The 21,808-nt window shown below is 61.4% G+C and carries 21 protein-coding genes; 8 read left to right on the forward strand and 13 right to left on the reverse strand.

What is annotated here, in order from left to right; all coding sequences use genetic code 11:
• Window positions 1-260 precede the first annotated feature (260 nt).
• Both ACM530_RS13670 and ACM530_RS13675 read left to right on the forward strand, forming a co-directional pair.
• On the forward strand, window positions 261-572 hold the full coding sequence (locus tag ACM530_RS13670; protein WP_369302445.1) for a hypothetical protein: 312 nt from the start codon (window positions 261-263) through the stop codon (window positions 570-572).
• A gap of 97 nt (window positions 573-669) precedes the next feature.
• Window positions 670-1,431, forward strand: coding sequence for a YdcF family protein (locus ACM530_RS13675; protein ID WP_416364957.1), 762 nt, complete (start codon window positions 670-672; stop codon window positions 1,429-1,431).
• A gap of 138 nt (window positions 1,432-1,569) precedes the next feature.
• Here the strand turns inward: ACM530_RS13675 and lnt are convergent, their stop codons facing one another.
• The 5 genes from lnt to miaB form a co-directional block, all read right to left on the reverse strand.
• On the reverse strand, window positions 1,570-3,093 hold the full coding sequence (lnt, locus tag ACM530_RS13680) for an apolipoprotein N-acyltransferase (protein ID WP_145162444.1): 1,524 nt from the start codon (window positions 3,091-3,093) through the stop codon (window positions 1,570-1,572).
• Window positions 3,094-3,101: 8 nt separating this feature from the next.
• Complete coding sequence (locus tag ACM530_RS13685) at window positions 3,102-3,941, reverse strand: HlyC/CorC family transporter (RefSeq protein ID WP_015373027.1); 840 nt, start codon at window positions 3,939-3,941, stop codon at window positions 3,102-3,104.
• 27 nt (window positions 3,942-3,968) lie between these two features.
• Complete coding sequence (gene ybeY / locus ACM530_RS13690; RefSeq protein ID WP_416364958.1) at window positions 3,969-4,442, reverse strand: rRNA maturation RNase YbeY; 474 nt, start codon at window positions 4,440-4,442, stop codon at window positions 3,969-3,971.
• The gene (locus ACM530_RS13695; RefSeq protein WP_145162438.1) at window positions 4,435-5,436 is read right to left on the reverse strand and encodes a PhoH family protein; all 1,002 of its coding nucleotides are present in this window, start codon (window positions 5,434-5,436) and stop codon (window positions 4,435-4,437) included. The genes ybeY and ACM530_RS13695 overlap by 8 nt, the downstream gene beginning before the upstream one ends.
• A gap of 230 nt (window positions 5,437-5,666) precedes the next feature.
• Window positions 5,667-6,995: a tRNA (N6-isopentenyl adenosine(37)-C2)-methylthiotransferase MiaB gene (gene miaB / locus ACM530_RS13700; RefSeq protein WP_145162435.1), complete on the reverse strand. Its 1,329-nt coding sequence runs from the start codon at window positions 6,993-6,995 to the stop codon at window positions 5,667-5,669.
• A gap of 131 nt (window positions 6,996-7,126) precedes the next feature.
• Between miaB and ACM530_RS13705 the strand changes: the two genes are divergently transcribed.
• Window positions 7,127-7,453, forward strand: a complete 327-nt coding sequence (locus ACM530_RS13705; RefSeq protein WP_003194436.1) for a DUF1820 family protein — start codon at window positions 7,127-7,129, stop codon at window positions 7,451-7,453.
• 128 nt (window positions 7,454-7,581) lie between these two features.
• Here ACM530_RS13705 and ACM530_RS13710 read toward each other — a convergent pair whose 3' ends face one another.
• From ACM530_RS13710 to ACM530_RS13725, 4 genes are all read right to left on the reverse strand, one after another.
• Window positions 7,582-8,136 carry a tetratricopeptide repeat protein gene (locus ACM530_RS13710; protein WP_145162432.1) on the reverse strand — a complete coding sequence of 185 codons (555 nt, stop codon included), beginning with the start codon at window positions 8,134-8,136 and terminating at the stop codon, window positions 7,582-7,584.
• A 233-nt stretch (window positions 8,137-8,369) separates the two neighbouring features.
• Window positions 8,370-9,653, reverse strand: a complete 1,284-nt coding sequence (hemL, locus tag ACM530_RS13715) for a glutamate-1-semialdehyde 2,1-aminomutase (protein WP_063026923.1) — start codon at window positions 9,651-9,653, stop codon at window positions 8,370-8,372.
• 11 nt (window positions 9,654-9,664) lie between these two features.
• Window positions 9,665-10,294 (reverse strand): thiamine phosphate synthase, encoded by a 630-nt coding sequence (gene thiE, locus ACM530_RS13720; protein ID WP_145162429.1) that lies wholly within the window; start codon window positions 10,292-10,294, stop codon window positions 9,665-9,667.
• Window positions 10,295-10,313: 19 nt separating this feature from the next.
• Window positions 10,314-11,111, reverse strand: a complete 798-nt coding sequence (locus tag ACM530_RS13725) for a hydroxymethylpyrimidine/phosphomethylpyrimidine kinase (protein ID WP_416364959.1) — start codon at window positions 11,109-11,111, stop codon at window positions 10,314-10,316.
• Window positions 11,112-11,397: 286 nt separating this feature from the next.
• Between ACM530_RS13725 and ACM530_RS13730 the strand changes: the two genes are divergently transcribed.
• The 4 genes from ACM530_RS13730 to ACM530_RS13745 all read left to right on the forward strand — a co-directional run bounded on the left by ACM530_RS13730 (window position 11,398) and on the right by ACM530_RS13745 (window position 17,882).
• A complete protein-coding gene (locus ACM530_RS13730; RefSeq protein WP_416364960.1) occupies window positions 11,398-13,776 on the forward strand; it encodes a 7TM diverse intracellular signaling domain-containing protein in 2,379 nt (792 codons plus the stop codon).
• 89 nt (window positions 13,777-13,865) lie between these two features.
• Window positions 13,866-15,515 (forward strand): acyl-CoA dehydrogenase family protein, encoded by a 1,650-nt coding sequence (locus tag ACM530_RS13735; protein ID WP_416364961.1) that lies wholly within the window; start codon window positions 13,866-13,868, stop codon window positions 15,513-15,515.
• A gap of 186 nt (window positions 15,516-15,701) precedes the next feature.
• Window positions 15,702-17,174, forward strand: coding sequence for an AMP nucleosidase (amn, locus tag ACM530_RS13740; protein WP_178119700.1), 1,473 nt, complete (start codon window positions 15,702-15,704; stop codon window positions 17,172-17,174).
• Window positions 17,175-17,246: 72 nt separating this feature from the next.
• Window positions 17,247-17,882 (forward strand): pseudouridine synthase, encoded by a 636-nt coding sequence (locus tag ACM530_RS13745; protein WP_242201802.1) that lies wholly within the window; start codon window positions 17,247-17,249, stop codon window positions 17,880-17,882.
• Here ACM530_RS13745 and ACM530_RS13750 read toward each other — a convergent pair.
• Window positions 17,877-18,086 (reverse strand): DUF2788 domain-containing protein, encoded by a 210-nt coding sequence (locus ACM530_RS13750; RefSeq protein WP_007975837.1) that lies wholly within the window; start codon window positions 18,084-18,086, stop codon window positions 17,877-17,879. The genes ACM530_RS13745 and ACM530_RS13750 overlap by 6 nt on opposite strands.
• A 195-nt stretch (window positions 18,087-18,281) precedes the next feature.
• Window positions 18,282-18,761, reverse strand: a complete 480-nt coding sequence (locus tag ACM530_RS13755) for an Lrp/AsnC family transcriptional regulator (protein ID WP_003194418.1) — start codon at window positions 18,759-18,761, stop codon at window positions 18,282-18,284.
• Window positions 18,762-19,203: 442 nt separating this feature from the next.
• Between ACM530_RS13755 and ACM530_RS13760 the strand changes: the two genes are divergently transcribed.
• Window positions 19,204-20,298 carry a DUF6515 family protein gene (locus ACM530_RS13760; RefSeq protein WP_416364962.1) on the forward strand — a complete coding sequence of 365 codons (1,095 nt, stop codon included), beginning with the start codon at window positions 19,204-19,206 and terminating at the stop codon, window positions 20,296-20,298.
• On the opposite strand, the gene ACM530_RS13765 is transcribed toward ACM530_RS13760, so the two are convergent.
• Window positions 20,295-21,188, reverse strand: coding sequence for a cation diffusion facilitator family transporter (locus tag ACM530_RS13765; RefSeq protein ID WP_145162411.1), 894 nt, complete (start codon window positions 21,186-21,188; stop codon window positions 20,295-20,297). The genes ACM530_RS13760 and ACM530_RS13765 overlap by 4 nt on opposite strands.
• A 15-nt stretch (window positions 21,189-21,203) precedes the next feature.
• Window positions 21,204-21,623 carry a polyribonucleotide nucleotidyltransferase gene (locus ACM530_RS13770; protein ID WP_106579351.1) on the reverse strand — a complete coding sequence of 140 codons (420 nt, stop codon included), beginning with the start codon at window positions 21,621-21,623 and terminating at the stop codon, window positions 21,204-21,206.
• Window positions 21,624-21,808 lie beyond the last annotated feature (185 nt).

The following is a 21,808-nucleotide window of genomic DNA, read 5'->3' on the forward strand; positions in this document are numbered from 1 at the left end:
CTACTTTTGAACTGAATAGGGGTGGCCTAATCCTCTTCGGTGCAACGTTCAGGTTGATCGACACCAAAAAGCGGCGCGTCCGTGCCCAAACCCTGCGGGAAGTGGAGTTACAGGAAGCGCCGTAGCATACATGACCCCACTCTATCGAGGGAAACCCTGATTGCGCAGGCAGGGCCGTCTGTCGCGGCGCCGGGCAGGCGCAGCCACGGGGACTACGCTGTTTATTGGGGAGTGAGTCTTATCTTCAATGAGGTGAGGGGATGGTTGAATCGCAGCGAACTTTAACGAAACCGCAGTTGTACCAAGGACTGATCGACCGTTTGGGTCGGGCATTGGATGCCGCCAGAACCGCAGGCCGATTGCGTGATGAACGGCCTCTGGAATTGGAGTTGCGAGGCTTGAGCCAGGCTGAGCTTGAATTGATCAAGGTTTACCTGGAATTGAATCACCAACGTGCCTCTCAAGGGCAGGCTTCCCCGCCTGCCCAGGCGCCATCACGTTCGGCCAAGGTAATCTGGTTGAAGGATGTGGCGGCCGGTCGCGGCCCCGAAAAGCTTCGGGCCGTTCGGTGAAACATCGCGTTATCCAGTGACCTTCTCGAAATGTGTGGGTAAAGATTGTCGCTAAATCCCGTTGCATCTAGGCTTCGGGCATCTTTGGAGATGCCCGATGCCTTTTCGTTATTTCATTAAACAATTGCTCTTGCCGCCCGGCATTTTTTTGCTGCTGCTGGTGTTTGCCTGGTGGTTTCGTAAAAGCCGTCCGCGCCTGGCCGGGTTTTGCTTTGTGGTGGGGTTGGGCGGGATGTGGCTGATCAGCCTGCCGGTGATGGTGCAATGGGGCGCGCATGCGCTGGAAACCGAGCCACCGTTGGCGGGTGACGCGTGGGCAACGCTGGCGCAGCGCGCCGATGCCATTGTGGTGCTGGGCTCCGGGCGCGAACGCGGTGATCCGGCCTGGGGCAGTGATCAGCCCACCGGCATCGGCCTTGAGCGCCAGCGGTATGCCGCGCGACTGGCCAAGGCCTCCGGGTTGCCGGTATTGACCAGCGGCGGCTTGCACTACGGCACGCCGCCCAGTGAGGCGCAGTTGATGGCCGTGTCGATGCAGGATGACTTCGGCGTGACGGTGCGCTGGAAGGAAGAACGCAGCCGTACTACCTGGGAAAACGCGCAGATGAGTGCCGAGATACTGCTGCCCCAAGGCATCAAGCGCGTGGTGGTGGTGACCCAGGCCTGGCACATGCCGCGCGCGGTGTGGAGTTTTGAGAAGGCCGGCTTCACTGTGGTGCCGGCGCCGGTGGGGTTTTTGGGCGTGGACAATGCCCGGCCGCTCGGCGGCTGGATGCCCGAGTTTGTGTCGGTGTGGCGCAGCGGGCAGTTGATCAATGAGGCGGTGGGGCAGGTGGGGTATCGGGTGTTTTATCGATAACACCGTAAATCAACGGTGCGGTGGGCCTATGTGGGAGCGGGCTTGCTCGCGAAAGCGGTGCGTCAGTCAGCATGTTCGTTAGCTGATGCACCCTATTCGCGAGCAAGCCCGCTCCCACATTGATTTTGGGTTTGTCTGTCAGACCGTCTTGGACATCCGCCCCGCCAGCAACGCCCAGCCAAACAGCCCCAGGCACACGATGATCAACGGCCATGAGCGCCATTGCAGGTACGGCGTGAGGTTGTGCATCGGCACCACTTCGCCGTACAGGATCCCGCGCTCGAACTGCGGGATCTGCGCGGTGATCTGCCCAAACGGGTTGATCAGGCCGGTAACGCCGTTGTTGGTCGCCCGAATCATCCAGCGACCAGCTTCCAATGCGCGCATCTGCGCCATTTGCAGGTGTTGCAGCGGGCCGATGGAGCGGCCAAACCAGGTGTCATTACTGATGGTCAGCAACAGATCGCTCTGGGCCGACAGGCCGGCGGCAAATTCCGGGTACACCACTTCATAGCAAATGAAGGGCGCAATCTGATAGCCCTTGGCCTGCAGCATCGCCTGGTCAGACGGGCCGCGAGCGAAGTCCGACATCGGCAGGTCGAAAAACGCAATCAGCCCGCGCAGCATGTCTTGCAGTGGCACGTATTCGCCAAACGGCACCAGTTTCTGCTTCAAATAGGTGCCTTCACCTTCACCGACCACGGTGATGCCATTGAAGAAACGCTTCTGGTGGTGCACTTCCTGGCGGATCGGCACGCCGGTGATCAGCGCCGTGTGCCGGTCTGCAGCAAACTTGCCCATCATGCCCAGATAGCCTTCGACGGAATCCTTGAGCACCGGCACGGCGGTTTCCGGCCACACCAGCAGGTCGACACGCTTGGAGCTGAAGCTCATGTCGCGGTACAGCGCCAACTGCGCATTGAGCTGTTCCGGGTCCCACTTCATGCTTTGTTCGACGTTGCCCTGGATCGCTGCCACCGTCAGGGGCGCGCCCGAGGGCGTGGTCCAGGCGTGGTGCTTGAGCGCCAGGCCGATGGCCCAGGGCGCAACCAGCAGAACCAGGCCTGCGCCGATGAACCCGTTGCGCTTGCTCGCCAGCAGGCGTGGCAGGTTGCACAGCACCGCAGCGGTCAGCGCCAGCGCGAAGGAAATCAGCCACATCCCGCCCAGCGGCGCGAGGCCGGTAAGTGGGCCGTCGAGTTGACTGTAGCCAGAGTAGAGCCAGGGGAAACCGGTGAGGAACCAGCCGCGAAAGGCCTCCTGGCCGACCCACAACGCCGCAAACGTCAGCGCGTCGGCCAACGGTGCTTCATTACGGCGCAGCCAGCGTGCCCACAGCCAGGCGGGCAGGGCGAAAAACCAGGCGATGGCGGCGGTAAACAGCAGCATCAAAAAGCCAGCCAGCAGCACCGAAGCGCCGCCGAAGTGGTGAATGCTGTAGTAGATCCAGCTGGTGCCGGCGCCAAACAGGCCGAAGCCGAAACACCAGCCACGGCCCAGGGCCTGACGTGGCGTCAGCTCGCGCAGGCCGATATAGAACAACCCGACCGCCACCAGTGCAAATGGCCACAGATCGAACGGCGCCAGCGCCAGGGTGGTGATGGCGCCGGCCACCACGGCCAGCAAGTTACCGGGCCAGCCGGGGCGGGTCAGACGGCGCATATCAATCCTTAGCGGGCAATAGGTGTCAGGCGAATTAAATGGATGCGGCGGCTGTCGGCATTCAGGATGCGGAAGCGATAGGCGCCGATCTCGGTGGTCTCGTTACGCTTGGGCAGATGCCCGAACGCGCTCATCACCAGGCCGCCGACGGTGTCGAACTCGTCGTCGGAGAATTCGCTGTCGAAGAACTCGTTGAAGTTCTCGATCGGCGTGAGCGCCTTGACCAGGAAATCACCGCTGGGCAGCGGCTTGATGTAGCTGTCTTCTTCGACGTCGTGCTCGTCTTCGATGTCGCCGACGATCTGTTCCAGCACGTCTTCGATGGTCACCAGACCCGCCACGCCGCCGTATTCGTCGATCACGATGGCCATGTGATTGTGGTTGGCGCGAAATTCACGCAACAGCACATTCAGGCGTTTGGACTCAGGCACGAAGGTGGCCGGACGCAGCAGGTCCTTGATGTTGAAGTTGTCGCCGTTCTCCTTGAGGATCAACGGCAGCAGGTCCTTGGCCAGCAGGACACCCATGACGTCGTCATGGCTTTCACCGATCACCGGGTAGCGCGAGTGCGCCGAGTCGATCACGGCCGGGAGGAATTCCCGAGGGGTCTGGGTCGCCTTGATGCTGATCATCTGCGAACGCGGGACCATGATGTCCCGGACTTGCAGGTCAGCCACCTGGATGGCGCCTTCGACGATGGCCAGCGCTTCGCTGTCCAGCAACTTGTTCTGATGGGCCTCGCGCAGCAGCTCAAGCAGCTCCTGGCGGTTTTTCGGCTCGTGGGCAAAAGCCTGGGTCAATTTACCCAGCCATGACTTCTGCCCGTTGCTCGATCGGTCTTCGCTCATAGCGATTACTCTAAATCCTTTGTTGTTTCAGTGAGGTGTAGTTTCGATTTCGTCGTCTGCATAAGGGTCACGGTGACCCAATTCAGCAAGCAACGTTTGTTCCAGTGTTTCCATCTCCAGCGCTTCGTCATCGTCTATATGGTCGTAACCCAAGAGATGCAAGCAGCCGTGGATCACTAGATGGGCCCAATGGGCCTCAAGTTCCTTGCCTTGATCCTTTGCTTCGCGTTCCACCACCTCGACACAGATCACCAGGTCGCCCAGCAGCGGGATATCCAGTAACTCATCCGGCACGTCGGCTGGGAAGGACAGCACGTTGGTCGCGTAATCCTTTTGGCGCCACGTGTGATTCAGTTCGCGGCCTTCGGGCTCGTCCACCAGGCGGATGGTCAGCTCCGAGTCGGCGGTGCGCTGGCGCAGGGCCAGCGTGCACCATTGACGGAACTGTTCTTCGCTGGGGGCAGGCGCGTCGGTGGCCAGCTGCAGGTCAAGCTCAAGCATCGCGGCGAACGTCCTTGGCGGGTGCGTCGTCCTTGTGGTCGAAGCGCTCGTAGGCTTCGACGATGCGCTGCACCAGCGGGTGACGCACCACGTCTTTGGGCATGAAATGCGTAAAGCTGATGCCCGGCACGTCCTTGAGCACTTCGATGACTTGGGCCAGGCCCGACTTGGTGCCCTTGGGCAGGTCGACCTGGGTCACGTCACCGGTGATCACAGCGGTTGAGCCGAAACCGATACGGGTCAGGAACATCTTCATCTGTTCGACGGTGGTGTTCTGGCTTTCGTCGAGGATGATGAAGCTGTTGTTCAGCGTACGGCCACGCATGTAGGCCAGCGGGGCGATCTCGATCACCTGGCGCTCGATCAGTTTGGCCACGTATTCAAAGCCGAGCATCTCGTACAGCGCGTCATAGAGCGGGCGCAGGTACGGGTCGATCTTCTGGGCCAGGTCGCCGGGCAGGAAGCCAAGCTTTTCGCCGGCCTCGACCGCCGGGCGCACCAACAGAATGCGGCGTACTTGCTCGCGCTCCAGGGCGTCCACCGCACAGGCCACGGCCAGGTAGGTCTTGCCGGTACCGGCGGGGCCGATGCCGAAATTGATGTCGTTACCGAGGATTTCTTTGACGTAGCGCTGCTGATTCAAGCCGCGCGGGCGAATCATGCCTTTTTTGGTGCGCAGGGCCACGCTGGCTTCGGCCACCGGGTTGTTGGCCAAATCTTCCACGGCAGATTCCTGCAGGTACAGGTGCACGGTCTCCGGCGACAGCTCACTACCCTTGGTTTCGCGGTAGAGGCGGCGGAGCAGGTTTTCTGCAGACGTGGTGTGCTGGGGTTCACCAATAAGCTCGAACTGATTGCCGCGGTTGCGGATTTCGATGCTCAGGCGTTGTTCGATCAGGCGCAAGTGCTCGTCGAACTGTCCGCACAGGTTGGCGAAACGGCGAGCCTCAAAAGGCTCGAGGAGAAAACGATGGGGTTCTATGGGTGCGTTCAAGGTCGCTTTTAGCCGCCCTTTGGCTGTTGAGGTGAAAGAGAGGATAACGCCAGTGGCCTACGTGCGAAAGCACTTAAATGGGCTGGTTTGGATCTCAAGAACCCTGAAGATCCACTGTGGGAGCTGGCTTGCCTGCGATAGCGGTGTATCAGCGCCAGTTGTATCGGCTGACTCACCGCTATCGCAGGCAAGCCAGCGCCCACATTTTGATCTACATCAGGTCAGAGCGATCAGTTAACCAACGACCCGCGCAACGAGTGCGGTTGCGCCGCATCAATGTGCACATCCGCAAACTGGCCGATCAGGGTCGGGTTGTCGCAGCGGAAGTTGACGATGCGGTTGTTCTCGGTACGCCCTTGCAGCTCGCCCGGGTCTTTTTTCGAATAGTCGGTGACCAGGATGCGCTGGATCGAGCCGACCATTTGTCGGCTGATTTCGAAACCTTGCTGGTTCAGACGGTGCTGCAGCGCGTTCAAGCGCTCTTTTTTCAGCGCTTCCGGGGTTTCATCCGCCAGGTCGGCAGCCGGGGTGCCCGGTCGCTGGCTGTAGACGAACGAGTAGGAGAAGTCGAAACCGACGTCTTCGATCAGCTTCATGGTCTGCTCGAAATCTTTCTCGGTCTCCCCGGGGAAGCCGACGATAAAGTCCGAGCTGATGCAGATACCCGGCACCGCCGCGCGCAGTTTGCGCAGCTTGGATTTGTATTCCAGGGCCGTGTGGTTGCGCTTCATCGCCGACAGGATGCGGTCCGAGCCCGATTGCACCGGCAAGTGCAGGTGTTTGACCAACTCCGGCACTTCGGCATGGGCCTGGATCAGACTGTCGGAGAACTCCAGCGGGTGCGAGGTGGTGTAGCGAATGCGCTCGATGCCATCGACGGCGGCCACCACGCGGATCAACTCTGCCAGGTCGGCCAGGCGACCATCGTGGGTCTGACCGCGATAGCCGTTGACGTTTTGGCCCAGCAGGGTGACTTCGCGCACACCGTTTTCGGCCAGGTGGATAATTTCTGCCAGCACGTCATCAAACGGCCGGCTGACTTCTTCACCACGGGTGTAGGGCACCACGCAGAAGGTGCAGTACTTGCTGCAGCCTTCCATCACCGACACATAGGCGCTCGGGCCGTCGATGCGCGGCTCGGGCAAGTGGTCGAATTTTTCGATTTCCGGGAACGACACGTCCACCTGCGGCAGCTTGGTGATACGCGCGGCGTCGATCATTTCCGGCAGGCGGTGCAGGGTCTGCGGGCCGAAGACCACGTCAACATAGGGCGCGCGGTCGCGGATCGCGGCGCCTTCCTGGCTGGCCACGCAGCCGCCAACGGCAATCACCATGTCCGGGTTGGCCAGTTTCAACTCACGCCAGCGGCCCAGCTGGGAATACACACGGTCCTGGGCGCGCTCACGAATCGAGCAGGTATTGAGCAGGATAACGTCAGCATCTTCGGCGCGGGCGGTGACTTCCAGGGCCTGATGTTCGCCCAGCAGATCGACCATGCGCGAGCTGTCGTACTCGTTCATCTGGCAACCGTGGGTTTCGATGTAAAGCTTCTTGGCCATGGGAATCGTCAACTGGTGGTAAAGAACCGCGCATTATAGGGGGCATGTCCATTGGTTCCTAGCGTTGTGCATCGGGTGCCATGCTATAGTTCGCGCCCTCTTTTATATCCCCGATGTGTTATTCGCCCACCATGACCAAACGTGAAGCTCCAATCTATAAGGTGATTTTCCTTAACCAGGGCCAGGTGTTCGAAATGTACGCCAAGCAGATCTATCAAAGTGATCTGTGGGGCTTCCTGGAAGTGGAAGAGTTCGTCTTTGGCGAGCGCACCCAGTTGGTCGTCGATCCGGGCGAGGAAAAGCTGAAAGCGCAGTTTGAAGGCGTGGTACGCAGCTTTGTACCGATGCATTCGATTGTGCGCATCGACGAAGTCGAGCGCCTGGGCACGCCAAAGATCAGCGAAGCGCGTGGCACCAGCAATGTCATGCCGTTTCCGATGCCGATGCCTGAGAAGTAGCGCGTTAGACCGAGGTGTGCCCATCGCAGGCAAGCCAGCTCCCACATTCGACTGCATTCCAATCTTGGAGCGCGTTCAAGTGTGGGAGCTGGCTTGTCTGCGATAGCGGTAGAAGGGTTTAGCTGAAATCAGGGAAGGGGTGAGAAGGGCGAACGCCCATCGGCACTCTGCAATTCCTGCAAGTAATTGCGGAAGATCTGGCCCAGCACCTGGGTCGCCACTTCCAACTCATCACGCTGCATGTGCTCGGCGACTTCGTCGGCGGTGTCCAGCGCGTCTTCAGCGCCGTTGACCGCGGCCATTTTCAGCACGATATAGGCCTGGACGTTATTGGCCGGCACGCCTTCGCCATGGAAAAACATTTTTCCCAGTTCGAATTGCGACTGGGCATGGCCCTGCAACGACGCTTTCTCGAAGTAGCTCAAGGCCTTGTTGAGGTCGCGGGCGGGGTTTTTGTCGTCGTGGTAGTACTCGCCCAACTCGTATTGCGCCTGCGCATCCCCGCCGTCGGCCTGTTTCTGGCACGCGCTCAGGGCTTCGGCCTGGCTGTCTGGCTGGGTATTGAGGGTGCAACGACCCATCGCTGGGATTAACAACGAGTTGCCGCCTGCTTGTGCATGTGCCAGCAGCGGCTGAAGGAGCAACAGGCAGCCCAGAACCAGGGTGCGGCCGGTGCGTTTCATGGGAATCGACTTACCTCTGACGGGGCGCGCGGACCCTCGCGGGTCCAATAAGCGCGCATTATGAAATAAGCAGGCCTCTGCTTACAAAGTCTTTACTCGTTTTTCTGCTGCGTGGGCAAGTTATCTGCCGGATTGCAGGTGATTTCTCGAAAAATGCAGGAAAGCGCTGTAAGCAAAGTAGCAAATTAGCAAATTCTGACGTCACCCAAGGCAACGTCAGCTTGATAGGCCCCTTATTTCAGGGCCGCGAAGGCGCGCTCGGCAGCATCCAGGGTCAATTTCAACTCTGCGTCGCCATGGGCGATCGAGGTGAAGCCCGCTTCGAACGCGCTCGGTGCCAGGTAAACGCCGCCTTCCAGCATCAAGTGGAAGAAGCGCTTGAACAGGTCGGCATCGCTGCCCATCACGTCATCGAAGGTGACGATATCGTCGGCACCGCTGAAGTACAGGCCGAACATGCCACCGGCTTGCGTGGTGACGAAAGGGATGCCGGCAGCATCGGCGCGCTGTTGCAGGCCATCGAGCAGGCGCGTGGTGTAGTCGGTCAGCTCGGCGTGAAAGCCCGGGCGGCTGATCAGGCGCAAGGTGGTCAGGCCTGCCGCCATCGCCAATGGGTTACCTGACAAGGTGCCCGCCTGGTACACCGGGCCCAGTGGCGCGATGTGCTGCATGATTTCGCGCTTGCCGCCGAAGCAACCCACCGGCATGCCGCCGCCGATGATTTTGCCGAAGGTGCTCAGGTCCGGCGTGACGCCGTAGTAAGCCTGGGCGCCGCCGAGGGCGACACGGAAACCGGTCATGACTTCGTCGAAAATCAGCACTACGCCGTGCTTGTCGCACTGCTCGCGCAGGCCTTCAAGGAAGCCAGGCGCCGGCGGCACGCAGTTCATGTTGCCGGCGACCGGCTCGACGATGATGCACGCCACCTCTTGGCCCACTTCACTGAGCATCTGCTCGACGGCGGCGATGTCGTTGAATGGCAAGGTCAGGGTGTGCTTGGCGAAGGCCGCCGGTACACCGGCCGAGCTTGGCACGCCCTGGGTCAGCGCGCCGGAACCGGCTTTTACCAGCAGGCTGTCGGAGTGGCCGTGGTAGCAGCCTTCGAACTTGATGATGCTGTCGCGGCCGGTAAAACCACGGGCCAGGCGAATGGCACTCATGGTGGCCTCGGTGCCTGAGCTGACCATGCGCACCATTTCCATCGACGGCACGATCGAGCACACCAAGTCCGCCATCTCGGTTTCCATGGCGGTCGGGGCGCCGTAGGACAGGCCGTGTTGCAGCTGTTGGCGCACCGCATCGAGCACGTCCGGGTGGCTGTGGCCGAGGATCATCGGCCCCCAGGAACCCACGTAGTCAACGTAGCGCTTGTCATCTTCGTCGGTGACGTAGGCGCCTTCGGCATGCTTGAAGAACAACGGCGTACCGCCCACGCTCTTGAACGCACGCACGGGGGAGTTCACACCGCCGGGAATGTGTTTCTGAGCATTGGCAAACAGGGTTTCGGAACGGGACATGGTCGGGCTCTCTAAACTGAAATTTTAAGAAGATCGTTGAATGCGCGCGCGCGGCGCGTGACTTCCTGGGTGCTGTCGGCACCGAACAGGCCGTGCACCACGGCGAGCAGGTCGGCACCGTGGGCCACCAGCGGTTCGGCGTTTTCCAGGGTGACGCCGCCGATCACGCAGATCGGCAGCTGCAGGCGCGCGCGGGCCTGGGCCAGCATGTCAACGGTGGCGGCAGGTGCGCCGGGCTTGGTGTTGGAATTGAAGAAGCGGCCGAAGGCGACGTAGCTGGCGCCTTCCTTGGCGGCCTGTTCGGCCAGTTCGATCTGGCTGTGGCAGGTGGCGCCGATGATCGCTTTGGAACCGAGCAACGCTCGGGCCGGAGTCAGTGGGCCGTCGGTCTGGCCCAGGTGTACGCCCACGCCCAGGCGCGCGGCCAGTTCGGCGTCGTCATTGATAATGAGCTGGGTCTTGTAGCGCGAGCACAGCTCGCGCAGTTTCTCCGCCTCTCGCAGGCGGCGGGCTTCATCGCTGCTTTTGTCGCGGTACTGCAGCAGGGTTACGCCGCCGTCCAATGCCGCTTCGACGTAGGCGAGAAATTTGCCGGCCAACAGTTGGCTGTCGGTAATGGCATACAGGCCACGTAGTTTCATCGGGCAGGCCTCTTGTGCTTTAAGAGCAGAAATCCAGCGGCAAACGGCGCGGCACGAACTGGCCCTGGCCGAGTTGTTCGGCGTCACGCAAGGTGCGCCAAGTGTAGTTGAGCGCCGACTGCACGGCACTGACCAACCCTTCGCCTTGAGCAATCCGCCCGGCCAGTGCGCTGGCCAGCGTGCAGCCCGAACCATGATAGCTGCCGGGCAGGCGCTGGCAGGTAAAGGTCTGGCGCGTGCCGTCGCGGCTGTACAGGCGATTGTGCACTTCATGCTCGTCGCCGTGGCCGCCGGTGATCAGCAAGTGCTTGATAAACGGCAGTAGCTTCTCGGCGCATTCGTCCGCGGTGCCTTGAGGCAATTCGGCGAGGATGCGCGCTTCAGGCAAGTTGGGCGTGGCGATCAGCGACAGCGGCAGCAGCCGCTCGCGCATCGCGTAGCCGACTTCGTCCTTGCCCAGGCTGCCACCGCCGCCGGCCCGCAGCACCGGGTCGCACACCACCGGCAGGTGCGGGTGCGCCTGCAGCAGTTCGACCACGGTGTCGACCATCGCGGTGGAGCCGAGCATGCCAAGCTTGACCGCCGCCACTTCGGAGTCGCCGAGCACGGCATTCGCCTGGGCCAGGACCCACTCGCGGTCGAGCACACGGAAATCGCTGACATTGACGGTGTTCTGCACGGTCAGGGCGGTGACGGCGGGAGCCGCATGACAGCCTTGGGCGAGCAGGGCTTCGATATCTGCCTGCAGGCCGGCGCCACCACTTGGGTCATGGCCGGAGAGACAGAGGACAACGGGGCGAGAGCTGTAGATATTCATGGTGCGCGAGCTTACCACCAAACGCTTTTTGCGTGGCTGTCTGGCGAGGGTTGAATTTCGCCGCTGTCCAGGCGCATTTATGGCTGATAGCCATTATCGAGTGTTGGGTCATAAATGCGTTGAAAGCCGCGTGCTAGAGCCTTTCAAAAAATTATTTCAATGGTGTCTAATGGCCTCCAGCGGCTATGCTAGAGTGGATCCAAACAACTTACTGTATCGCCGGCATACGTCTTCTCAAAAGGAATGGGGGCTTTTGACATAACCGGACAGGCCACGCTGGGGCTCTATGCGCTATTTGCTGATCTTATTATTGTGCGGGCTGCCGATGCTCGCCGGCGCCGTCGAGTTCAATCAGAGCACTCGAAGCCTGCCGCTGGGCCGGGTCATGCAAGTACTCGAAGACCCTACCGACGCCCTCACCATCGCCCAAGTCAGTTCCCCCGCCTACGCCGCCCAGTTCAAGACCCACGACCAAGCCACCCTCAATGCCGGTTATTCACGCTCGGTGTTCTGGCTCAAGGTCGATCTGCATTACACCGCCACTGACCCTCGCGCGCCGCGTACCTGGTTCCTGGAGCTGGCGTACCCGCCGCTGAACCGCCTGGACCTGTACCAGAATGACGGCACCGGCGGCTACCGACTGACCACCCGCACCGGCAGTGCACTGCCTTTTTCCAGCCGTGAAGTGCGCCAGAGCAATTACCTGTTCAAGCTCAACTTTGTGCCCGACCAGCAGCAAACCGTGTACCTGCGCCTGCAAAGCGAAGGCTCGATCCAGGCGCCGTTGACGCTCTGGGCCGGCACCGCCTACCTGGAAGAACAGCCGCTGCGCTTGTATGTGCTGGGCGCCATCTATGGCGTACTGCTGGGGATGCTGGTCTACAACCTGTTTATCTACCTCAGCGTGCGCGACACCAGCTACCTCTATTACATCCTGTATATCGCCTCGTTCGGCCTGTACCAACTGTCGGTCAATGGCGTGGCCGTGGAGTACTTCTGGCCGAACAACCCGTGGTGGTCGAATGCGGCGGTGCCGTTCCTGATCGGGTCGGCGGCGCTGTTCGGCAGCCTGTTCGCGCGCAGCTTCCTGCACACCGCGCAGCACAGCCGCTGGCTCGACCGGATCTTGCTGGCGCTGGCGACCTGCGGCGCGGTGGTGATGGTGCTGGCGCTGCTGACCAGCTATGCGGTGGCCCTGCGCCTGGCCACCGGTCTGGCGCTGGTGTTTACCGTGACCATCTTTGTTGCCGCGATCAAGGCGTGGTACTGCGGCCAGCGTATGGCGCGGTATTTCATCATCGCCTGGTCGGCATTCCTGCTCGGCGGGGTGGTCAACACGATGATGGTGTTGGGCTACCTGCCGAATATGTTCCTCACCATGTACGCCAGCCAGCTCGGTTCTGCGATTGAAGTGGCGCTGCTCTCACTGGCCCTGGCGGACCGCATCAATGGCATGCGTGAGCAGCAGGCGCAAATCCTGTTCGACGCCAGCCAGAAACTCGAAGTGCTCAACCAGCAACTCGCGCGCAGCAATCGTCTGAAAGACGAATTCCTCGCCACCCTGACCCACGAACTGCGCACACCGATGAATGGCGTGATCGGCTCCCTTGAGCTGATGCAAACCGTGCCGCTGGACGATGACCTGGCGCAGTACCAGCAAACCGCCGCCGGCTCGGCGCGGGACATGATGCGCATGGTCAACGGCATCCTCACCCTGACCGAACTGCAAGCCGGGCGCCTGACCGCCCAGCCCCAAATGTTCAGCCTGCGCGGTGCGCTCGACACCTTGCGTCAGCAGTTCAGCACCGGTGCGCAGAACAAGGGCCTGGAATTTTCCATCGACGTGGCGGACGAGTTGCCGGACCGCGTGATCGGCGATGCCGACAAACTGATCCAGTGCCTGGATTGTCTGCTCGACAACGCGTTCAAGTTCACCCACGAAGGCGCGGTGCGCCTGCGCGTGGTGGGTGTTCCACAAAACGATGGCAGCTTGCGCCTGAGCTTTATCGTCACCGACAGTGGTATCGGTTTCGCTTTCCTCGACGAGGCCACGCTGTATCAGCGCTTCTTCCAGCTCGACGGCTCGACCACCCGCGAATACGGCGGCCTGGGCATCGGCCTGGCGATCTGCCGACAGCTGATCGAACTGCTCGGTGGGCGCCTGACCCATCATTCCGAGCCGCGCAAGGGCAGCCGTTTCCAACTTGAGGTGACGGTAAGCCCGGTGCCGCCCGAGCCCAAAGCGACGCCCCAGGAAACCTTGACGCAGCGCGCGCCCCACGAGTGCGCTGTGCTGCTGGTGGACGACAACAGCGTCGGCCAACTGGCGGTGCGTGGCATGCTGCTCAAACTGGGCTATCGGGTGAAAACCGTGGACAACGGTTCGTCTGCGCTGGCGATGTTGCAGAGTGAAACGTTTGATGCGGTGCTGCTGGATGTGCCTGAAGGCGGGTTCTCATTGTGCTGTCAGATTCGTGCACTGCCGGGGTGTGGCGAACTGCCGGTGATCGCCCTGAGTACCTCACTAAATGGGACGGACCGTGAGCGCTGCCATGGCATCGGCATCACTGACCGGCTGGCCAAGCCCGTGCGTTTTGAAGCGCTGCAGGCGGTGCTGGAGCGTCGGCTGCTGTGCCCGTTAGAGGGCGAAAGCGCCGGACATTAGGCGCGTATGCCACTTTTTTAAGCCCGGTGACGGTGCTTAACTGAAATTCAGGCCTCAACTGCACGTGGCCTTTTTTCAGGAGGCCCGTCATGAACCTGCATCAGTTCGCCGAAACCCACGACGTCACCAATCAGCCACCGTCTTTGGACGGCACCAACCTGTACCGCATCGACGTGCCCCTGCAAGAGTGGTCGCGCCGCTTTGGCGCCGGCTGGGCCCATGCGCGTATCGATGCGTATGGCGCACTGGCGGGCGGGCCGTTGATGGCGGCCGGGTTCCTGGCAAACGAGAACAAGCCGGTGTTCAACAGCCATGACCGTTATGGCCATCGCATCGACTGCGTGGCGTTTCATCCGGCGTACCACGAGCTGATGCGCACCGCCGTCGAACATGGCTTGCCGTCGCTGCCGTGGGCGCACCCACAACCCGGCGCCCATGTGGCGCGCGCCGCCATGACTTACCTGCACAGCCAAGCCGAAGCGGGCACCGGCTGCCCGCTGACCATGACCTTCGCCTGCGTACCGGCCCTGCGCCTGCAACCGGATCTGGCGCAGACCTGGCTGCCGAAAATCCTCAGCACCGAATACGACCCGCGCAATGTCGGCATCGCCCACAAGGCCGGGGCCACCATCGGCATGGCCATGACCGAGAAGCAAGGTGGCACCGACGTGCGCGCCAACACCACCCGCGCGTATCCAGTGGGAGCGGGCGGCCTAGGGCAAGCCTATGAACTGGTGGGACACAAGTGGTTCTGCTCGGCGCCGATGTGTGATGCGTTCCTCACGCTGGCGCAGACCGACAAAGGCTTGACCTGTTTCCTACTCCCCCGGCACCGCCCGGATGACACCCGCAACGAGTTCTACATCCAGCGCCTGAAAAACAAACTCGGCAACTGCTCCAACGCCTCCAGCGAAGTGGAGTTTCGGGGCGCCCTGGCCTGGATGATCGGCGAAGAGGGCCGTGGCGTGCCGACCATTATCGAAATGGTCGCCATGACCCGCTTCGACTGCATGGTTGGCTCCAGCGCGCTGATGCGTCAGGCGTTGACCCAGGCCAGTCATCATTGCGCGCACCGCTTGGTAGGTGGCCGTGTGTTGAGTGAGCAGCCGCTGATGCAAAACGTATTGGCTGACCTGGCCCTGGAAAGCGAGGCGTCGCTGGCATTGAGCATGCGCATGGGCCGGGCCCTGGACCATCTGGATAACGAGCAGGAAGCCAAATTTGCCCGGCTGGTAACGGCAGTGGGCAAGTATTGGATCTGCAAGCGCGCGCCAGCAATGATCAACGAGGCGGCCGAGTGCATGGGCGGTGCCGGGTATGTCGAGGACAGCATCTTGCCGCGCTTGTACCGTGAGGCGCCGGTGAATTCAACGTGGGAAGGTTCCGGCAATGTGCAGTGCCTGGACGTGTTGCGGGCGCTGTCGAAAGAGCCGGGCGTGCTGGAGGCGCTGTTTGTCGAACTCGGGGACGGGCATGGCCACACGCAGCTGGCGCGGCATATCGAGCAGCTGAAGTCGGCGTTCATGGACACTCAGGACATCCAGTACCGCGCCCGCCAACTGACCGAGGATATTGCCGTGGCGTTGCAGGCCAAGTTGTTGCTGGAGGCCGGGAATGCGGCGGTCAGTGATGGCTTTATCGCCAGCCGCTTGGGTGAGTCGTCCGGTCGGGTGTATGGCACCTTGCCGCGAGGCGTGGATGTAGAAGCGATCGTCGCGCGTTCAACCCCAACCCTCTGACTACACTCGGTCAAAATGTGGGAGCGGGCTTGCTCGCGAATACGGTTCTTCAGTGACTGAGCAGGTGACTGATACACCGCATTCGCGAGCAAGCCCGCTCCCACATTATTAACCGCATTCCAATCACTACTGTTTCAGTGAGGCCGGGATACAGGCAAGATAAAGGCCTGCAAGTCAGAACACAGGATGCTTACCGTGACCGAAGCTTTTGTTGTCGTTCAAACCGCCGAAGAAGCCGTGGATCGGCTGGCGGCTCTTCACGAGCGTGCTACCGGCGCGCTCAATCAAGCCCTCAAGCAATACCTCAAGGACCGCGTCGAGCCCGACGCCGCGCAACGCGCACTGTTTCGCTATCCAGAACTGCGCTTGACCTACCATTGCCATGGCGAAGTCCCACAGACCACTCGGGCGTACGCCAAGGTTCAGTTGCCGGGGACCTACAGCGTCACCGTCACCCATCCGGGCGCATTCCGTAAGTACCTGCTGGAGCAACTGGTGCCGCTGATGCACGACTTCACCGTGACGGTAGAAGTCGGCGTGAGCCAACAGAATATTCCGTACCCGTATGTGGTGGAGCAGGGCGACGAACTGGCCGGCTCCGGCGTGACCGCCGCGACCCTGGCGCGCGTGTTCCCCAGCACCGACCTGTCCGCGGCCACCGACGGTATCGCCGATGGCCTTTACGACTGGGAAAACACCGACCCGCTGCCGCTGGCGCTGTTCGATGCCGCCCGCGTGGACTTCTCCCTGCGCCGTCTGGTGCACTACACCGGCAGCGACTGGCGCCATGTGCAGCCGTGGATCCTGCTGACCAACTACCATCGCTATGTTGACCAGTTCATCCTGCATGGGCTGGAGCAATTGCGCAGTGACCCGCGGTTTATCCGCATGGTGCTGCCGGGCAACGTGATCATCGACAAGAGCATGGACCACGGCGAAGCCTCGGCGATTGCGGCGGGCGTGGTCTGGCACCGTTACCAGATGCCGGCCTATCACCTGCAGGCCACTGATGGCCACGGCGTGACCCTGGTGAACATCGGCGTCGGCCCGTCCAACGCCAAGAACATCACCGACCACCTGGCCGTGCTGCGCCCGCATTGCTGGCTGATGATTGGTCACTGCGGCGGCCTGCGCCAATCCCAGACCATTGGCGATTACGTACTGGCCCACGCCTACATGCGCCGCGACGGGATTCTGGACCGCGTAGTGCCGCCGAATATTCCGATCCCGGCCCTGGCCGAAGTGCAGATGGCCCTGCAGCAAGCGGCGGCCAACGTTACCGGCGAAAAAGGCGAGGAGCTGAAAAAGCGCCTGCGCACCGGCACCGTGTTGACCTACGACGACCGCAACTGGGAGCTGCGTTGGGCCCAGGAACGGCCGCTGATCAACCTGTCCCGCGCCGTGGCCGTGGACATGGAAAGCGGCACCATCGCCGCCCAGGGTTATCGTCTGCGGGTGCCATATGGCACGTTGCTGTGCGTCTCGGACAAACCCCTGCACAGCGAGATCAAGCTGCCAGGTTCGGCCAACGCGTTCTATGAGCGTGCGGTCAGCCAACACTTGAAGATCGGCATCGAGGCGGTGGACCTGTTGCGCACCGAACTCAACTCGCTGCACTCGCGCAAACTGCGCAGCTTCGACGAGCCGCCGTTCCGCTAAGCGGTTGGGATGGTCATTTAGCGGTCAGGCCACTAGCATTGTCGGTCCTGACCGTTAGATGTTCCTTTTGCCATGTCCCGTCCCACCCGTCCCGACTCGCGCCGCCCTGGCGTGAAACCTGCGTATCCCGCTCCCCGGCGTGTCGCCAAGGCGCCACCGGCCGAGCCGAAACTGATCCTGTTCAATAAACCCTTCGACGTGCTGACCCAGTTCAGCGACGAAGGCGGGCGCGCGACCCTCAAGGATTTTATCGACATCCCCGGTATCTACCCGGCTGGCCGCCTGGACCGTGACAGTGAAGGCCTGCTGCTGCTGACCAACGATGGCCAACTGCAGGCGCGGATTGCCGACCCCAAGCACAAGCTGGCTAAAACCTACTGGGTGCAAGTCGAAGGCGAACCGACCGAAGAGCAATTGCAGCGCCTGCGTGACGGCGTGGAGCTTAATGACGGCATGACCTTGCCCGCGCAAGCCCGGCAGTTGGACGAACCTGAATTATGGCCACGCAATCCGCCGGTGCGTTTTCGCAAGAGCGTGCCCACGCATTGGCTTGAGCTGGTGATTCGTGAAGGGCGTAACCGCCAGGTACGGCGCATGACCGCTGCGGTGGGCTTACCGACCTTGCGCCTGGTGCGCGTGCGTATCGGGGATTGGTCGATTGATGGCCTGGACCAAGGCCAATGGAAGGAAGTGCCGGCGCGTTTATAAGGCGCCGGATTCGATCAGGCCGATCACCACGCTCTTGATGATGAACGCGGCCACGCCCAGGCCCAGTACGAAGAACAGAATGAACGAGCCAAAGCGCCCGGCTTTGGATTTCTTCGCCAAGTCCCAAACGATAAAGCCCATGAAAATGATCAGAATGGTGACCAGGCCAGTCATCATCCATTCTTCAAACACGGCGGGGTCGATGTTGTTCATGTGGGAATTTTCCGGCAGGGCAGGCGGGAAGTATAAAGCAGGGCATCAGGCGCAACATTGACCTGAGTCTTGACGCGGTCAATGTGGGAGCTGGCTTGCCCGCGATAGCATCAACTGGGGCTGGCTGATACACCGAGTGGCCTGTATCGCAGGCAAGCCAGCTCCCACATTTGATCTTCTGCGACCTTAAGTACGCAGGTGGGTCAGCGGCAATTCGGTGCTGTTGAGTACCTGATTGAGTACAAAGCTCGAGCGCACGCTGGTCACGCCTTCAATGCGGGTCAGGTGGCCCAGCAGCAGTTTCTGGTAGTGATCCATGTCCGGCACCACCACTTTCAACTGATAGTCCGCATCCATGCCAGTGACCAAACTGCATTCCAGCACTTGCGGCAGGGTGCGAATCGCCGCTTCGAAATTCTCGAAACGCTCGGGTGTGTGGCGGTCCATGCCGATCAGCACATAGGCCGTGAGGCTCAGGCCGAGCATCTTGCGATCGAGCAAGGCCACCTGGCGCGCGATGTAGCCATCGTCTTCAAGCTGCTTGACTCGGCGCGAGCAGGGCGAAGGCGACAAGCCGATACGCTCGGCCAACTCCTGGTTGGAGATCCTCGCGTCGCGCTGCAATTCCGCCAAAATACTCAGGTCGTATCGGTCAAGCTTGCTCATTGGGTTGGCCTTTGTCGTAACTATTGCGGCGAATTATCTATGAAGGGTTAAAAATTGCGCAAGCACTGTTTATTGACGCAATCTTCGCAATCATCTGTCGGCGCGGCGGGCCTATGATTACCAACAGAATCACCGCCTGGACAACAGTCCACTGCAGCCCGCCCAATCAGGCCCGCTGCGGCCGCCGCCCGAGCAGGGTTGAGTCGGCCTCCAGGCTGCACACTGTCCACAAGACGGCGTGAGGTGAGCCAACGTCAAAAGCGTTGAGCACGGACGAAATTCTCAAGGGGTGGCCGACGGGTCACCCCTTTTTCTTTGCGCGCGTTTTTACCCAAAAAAATACTTCTCGTGACTGATAACCTGTCTCAGAACCGGGCGAGGCTTTTCCAGTCTCATCTATGAGGCCGGACGTTCTAGGCCCTTATCCGCAGTGAGGAATAGCATGAAGCGCATCTGGCGTATGGCAGGTGTAGGTTTGCTGATGATGACCGTTGGCTCGCAAGTAATGGCCGACGACCCGCGCTCTGAAGGGGGCGGTCAGCATGAAAGAGGTCCCGAAGGCGGACGGCAAGGCAACGAACAGCCGCGACCGCAAAATAACCAACCACGCCCGCAGAACAATCAACCGCGCCCGGAAATCAACCAGCCGCGCCCGCAGAACCCGCGTGTCGAGAACAATCAGCCTCGGCCGCAAAACCAGCATTTTGATCGCGCCGAACAACAGCAGCACGGCGGTGGGCAATGGCAAGGTCGCCCGCAAGGTGCCGAACAGCCTCGGCCAGCGCCACAGCCCGCGAATAACCTGCCGATTCAGGGGCGCCCGGACACGGTTCGGCAAACCCAGGAGCCGCGCCAGGGTCACTATCAGGACATCCCGCGCCGTAACGATGGCAACCAGCATTGGCAGGCCGGCAATGGCCCCGGGCGTCCAGGTGGCGGGTTCAATAATGGTCACCCCAACGACAACCGCTGGCCGGGTCGCCCCAGTGGGCACGGCACTGGTTGGGGCCCTGGCCCGCAATATCGTCCCGGCTATACGGTGGATCGGTTCCCCGACCGCAACTACCGCGTGCCTTACCGTGGCCAGGATTATTTCTTCTCCGGCGGCTACTGGTATCGCCCGCAAGGCTTGCGTTATGTCGTAGTGACGCCGCCGTACGGCATCCGCGTGCAATACCTGCCGGACTATGCGCGCGAAGTGTGGGTGGGGAGTGCGCTGTTCTTCCTCGCAGCGGGTTCGTACTACACCTACGAAAGCGCCACCCAGCAGTACGTGGTGGTGCAGCCGCCGACAGAAGTGCCGGCACCGCAACCCGCGCCGCAGGGCAATGGCTATGACGTGGTGGCCTACCCGGCCAACGGTCAGTCACCGGCGCAAGTGCAGCAGGACGGCTACGACTGTTATCGCTGGGCAGTGCAACAAAGCGGTTTCGACCCACGGACCGTCACTTACGCCCCGGACCCTGCGGTGGTGCAAACCTACCGCCAAGCCCAGGGCAACTGCCTCACCAGCCGCGGGTACCAGGTGCAGTACTAGGCCTTATTGCCCGTGACTACTTCCCGCGGGTCGGCGTGCACCAGCACTTCGGCGCGCGGGTAGGCGTTGTGAATGGCATCGGCGGCCTGGTCGCTGATGCCGTGGGCAACCGACAACGATAATTCCCCCGGCAACTCCAGATGCAGTTGCACAAACCAGTGGCTGCCGGAAATCCGCGTGCGCAAATCATGCGCACCCAACACGCCTGGCACACCGCGCGCCAGTTCCAGCATATGCTGGCTCACATCGGCTGGCAGTTCCTCGTCCATCAACACCGCAAAGCTTTCGCGGGCGATCTGGATGGCGCTCCACAAAATGTACGCGGCGATGCCCAGGCCGAACCACGCATCGACCTGATTGAAGCCAAACCCCGCCAACACCAATGCCACCAGAATGCTGCCATTGAGCATCAAGTCCGAACGGTAGTGCAGCGAGTCCGCGCGCACGGCGTTGGAGCCGGTTTCGCGGATCACCCGGTGTTGCAGCATCAGCAGCGCCACCGTCATCACCAGCGAAAACACGATGACCCCGATGCTCAGCCAAGGCGCGCCGACCGGTTCCGGATGGTGCAAACGCTGGTACGCCTGGAACGCGATCAACACCGCACTGCCGGCGATAAACAACGCCTGTGCCATGCCCGACAGCGACTCCGCCTTGCCATGCCCATAACGGTGGTCATCATCGGCCGGGCGCAGCGCGTAATGCACTGCCAGCAGGTTCAGCAACGAGGTCACGCCATCAAGCAGCGAGTCGGTCAACCCGGCGAGCATGCTCACCGAGCCACTGAACCACCAGGCGATGGCCTTGGTAATAATCAGCGCACAGGCCACGCCCACCGACGCGCGGGTGGCCAGGCGCAAGAGCCTTGCGTGTTCGGGACTGCTGGTCATAAGCGGGTCGAGTCCTTAAGCGGCGGGCTGCAGGCCCAGGGAGGCGAGTTGTTGCACGCTGCCCTTGAACTGGATCATGCGCGGGTCATCCAGCGGCAGGGTGCGGCCGGTTTCCTTCTGGATGATGGTTTGCAGCTTGGCGTTATCGACCTTGCCGTCGGCGCCGATGGCTTCGTGCAGTTTCTCGGGGGCGACTTGAGCCGTTTTGCCGGGCTCGAAGTAAATCGCGCCGGTGGCGAAGTCCACGCCGAATGCGATCAGGCCGGGGATCACATAGAACAGCAGGCCCACGGCGTCAAGCACGGCAATCGCCGGGTCGATCTTGCCGTCGATCTGGCCACGGCGGTCCGGGTAGAAAATCGAGCCGCAGGCGGTCAGTTGGCTCAGCAGGGTGACGGCGAGGACACCGCCGATGACACGGGAAGCGATACGCATGAAAAGTCTCCTGAACACGGTTGAAAGATGACTATAAGCAAGTCTACAAGGCAACGCTGATCAAGTGTGGGAGCGGGCTTGCTCGCGAATGCAGTCTGCCAGTTGATAAATCTGTTGACTGACCCACCGCTTTCGCGAGCAAGCCCGCTCCCACACTTAACCGCGTTACCCGTGGGATTGTGCGG

Source organism: Pseudomonas sp. NFX183 (assembly GCF_047943075.1).
Lineage (GTDB): Bacteria > Pseudomonadota > Gammaproteobacteria > Pseudomonadales > Pseudomonadaceae > Aquipseudomonas.

What these genes read in the sequence shown, in the direction of transcription:
- ACM530_RS13670 (WP_369302445.1), top strand. Translation starts at nt 261, where the DNA reads ATGGTTGAATCGCAGCGAACTTTAACGAAACCGCAGTTGTACCAAGGA.
- ACM530_RS13675 (WP_416364957.1), top strand. Translation starts at nt 670, where the DNA reads ATGCCTTTTCGTTATTTCATTAAACAATTGCTCTTGCCGCCCGGCATT.
- lnt (WP_145162444.1), bottom strand. Translation starts at nt 3,093, where the DNA reads ATGCGCCGTCTGACCCGCCCCGGCTGGCCCGGTAACTTGCTGGCCGTG.
- ACM530_RS13685 (WP_015373027.1), bottom strand. Translation starts at nt 3,941, where the DNA reads ATGAGCGAAGACCGATCGAGCAACGGGCAGAAGTCATGGCTGGGTAAA.
- ybeY (WP_416364958.1), bottom strand. Translation starts at nt 4,442, where the DNA reads ATGCTTGAGCTTGACCTGCAGCTGGCCACCGACGCGCCTGCCCCCAGC.
- miaB (WP_145162435.1), bottom strand. Translation starts at nt 6,995, where the DNA reads ATGGCCAAGAAGCTTTACATCGAAACCCACGGTTGCCAGATGAACGAG.
- ACM530_RS13705 (WP_003194436.1), top strand. Translation starts at nt 7,127, where the DNA reads ATGACCAAACGTGAAGCTCCAATCTATAAGGTGATTTTCCTTAACCAG.
- ACM530_RS13710 (WP_145162432.1), bottom strand. Translation starts at nt 8,136, where the DNA reads ATGAAACGCACCGGCCGCACCCTGGTTCTGGGCTGCCTGTTGCTCCTT.
- hemL (WP_063026923.1), bottom strand. Translation starts at nt 9,653, where the DNA reads ATGTCCCGTTCCGAAACCCTGTTTGCCAATGCTCAGAAACACATTCCC.
- thiE (WP_145162429.1), bottom strand. Translation starts at nt 10,294, where the DNA reads ATGAAACTACGTGGCCTGTATGCCATTACCGACAGCCAACTGTTGGCC.
- ACM530_RS13725 (WP_416364959.1), bottom strand. Translation starts at nt 11,111, where the DNA reads ATGAATATCTACAGCTCTCGCCCCGTTGTCCTCTGTCTCTCCGGCCAT.
- ACM530_RS13730 (WP_416364960.1), top strand. Translation starts at nt 11,398, where the DNA reads ATGCGCTATTTGCTGATCTTATTATTGTGCGGGCTGCCGATGCTCGCC.
- ACM530_RS13735 (WP_416364961.1), top strand. Translation starts at nt 13,866, where the DNA reads ATGAACCTGCATCAGTTCGCCGAAACCCACGACGTCACCAATCAGCCA.
- amn (WP_178119700.1), top strand. Translation starts at nt 15,702, where the DNA reads ATGCTTACCGTGACCGAAGCTTTTGTTGTCGTTCAAACCGCCGAAGAA.
- ACM530_RS13745 (WP_242201802.1), top strand. Translation starts at nt 17,247, where the DNA reads ATGTCCCGTCCCACCCGTCCCGACTCGCGCCGCCCTGGCGTGAAACCT.
- ACM530_RS13755 (WP_003194418.1), bottom strand. Translation starts at nt 18,761, where the DNA reads ATGAGCAAGCTTGACCGATACGACCTGAGTATTTTGGCGGAATTGCAG.
- ACM530_RS13760 (WP_416364962.1), top strand. Translation starts at nt 19,204, where the DNA reads ATGAAGCGCATCTGGCGTATGGCAGGTGTAGGTTTGCTGATGATGACC.
- ACM530_RS13765 (WP_145162411.1), bottom strand. Translation starts at nt 21,188, where the DNA reads ATGACCAGCAGTCCCGAACACGCAAGGCTCTTGCGCCTGGCCACCCGC.
- ACM530_RS13770 (WP_106579351.1), bottom strand. Translation starts at nt 21,623, where the DNA reads ATGCGTATCGCTTCCCGTGTCATCGGCGGTGTCCTCGCCGTCACCCTG.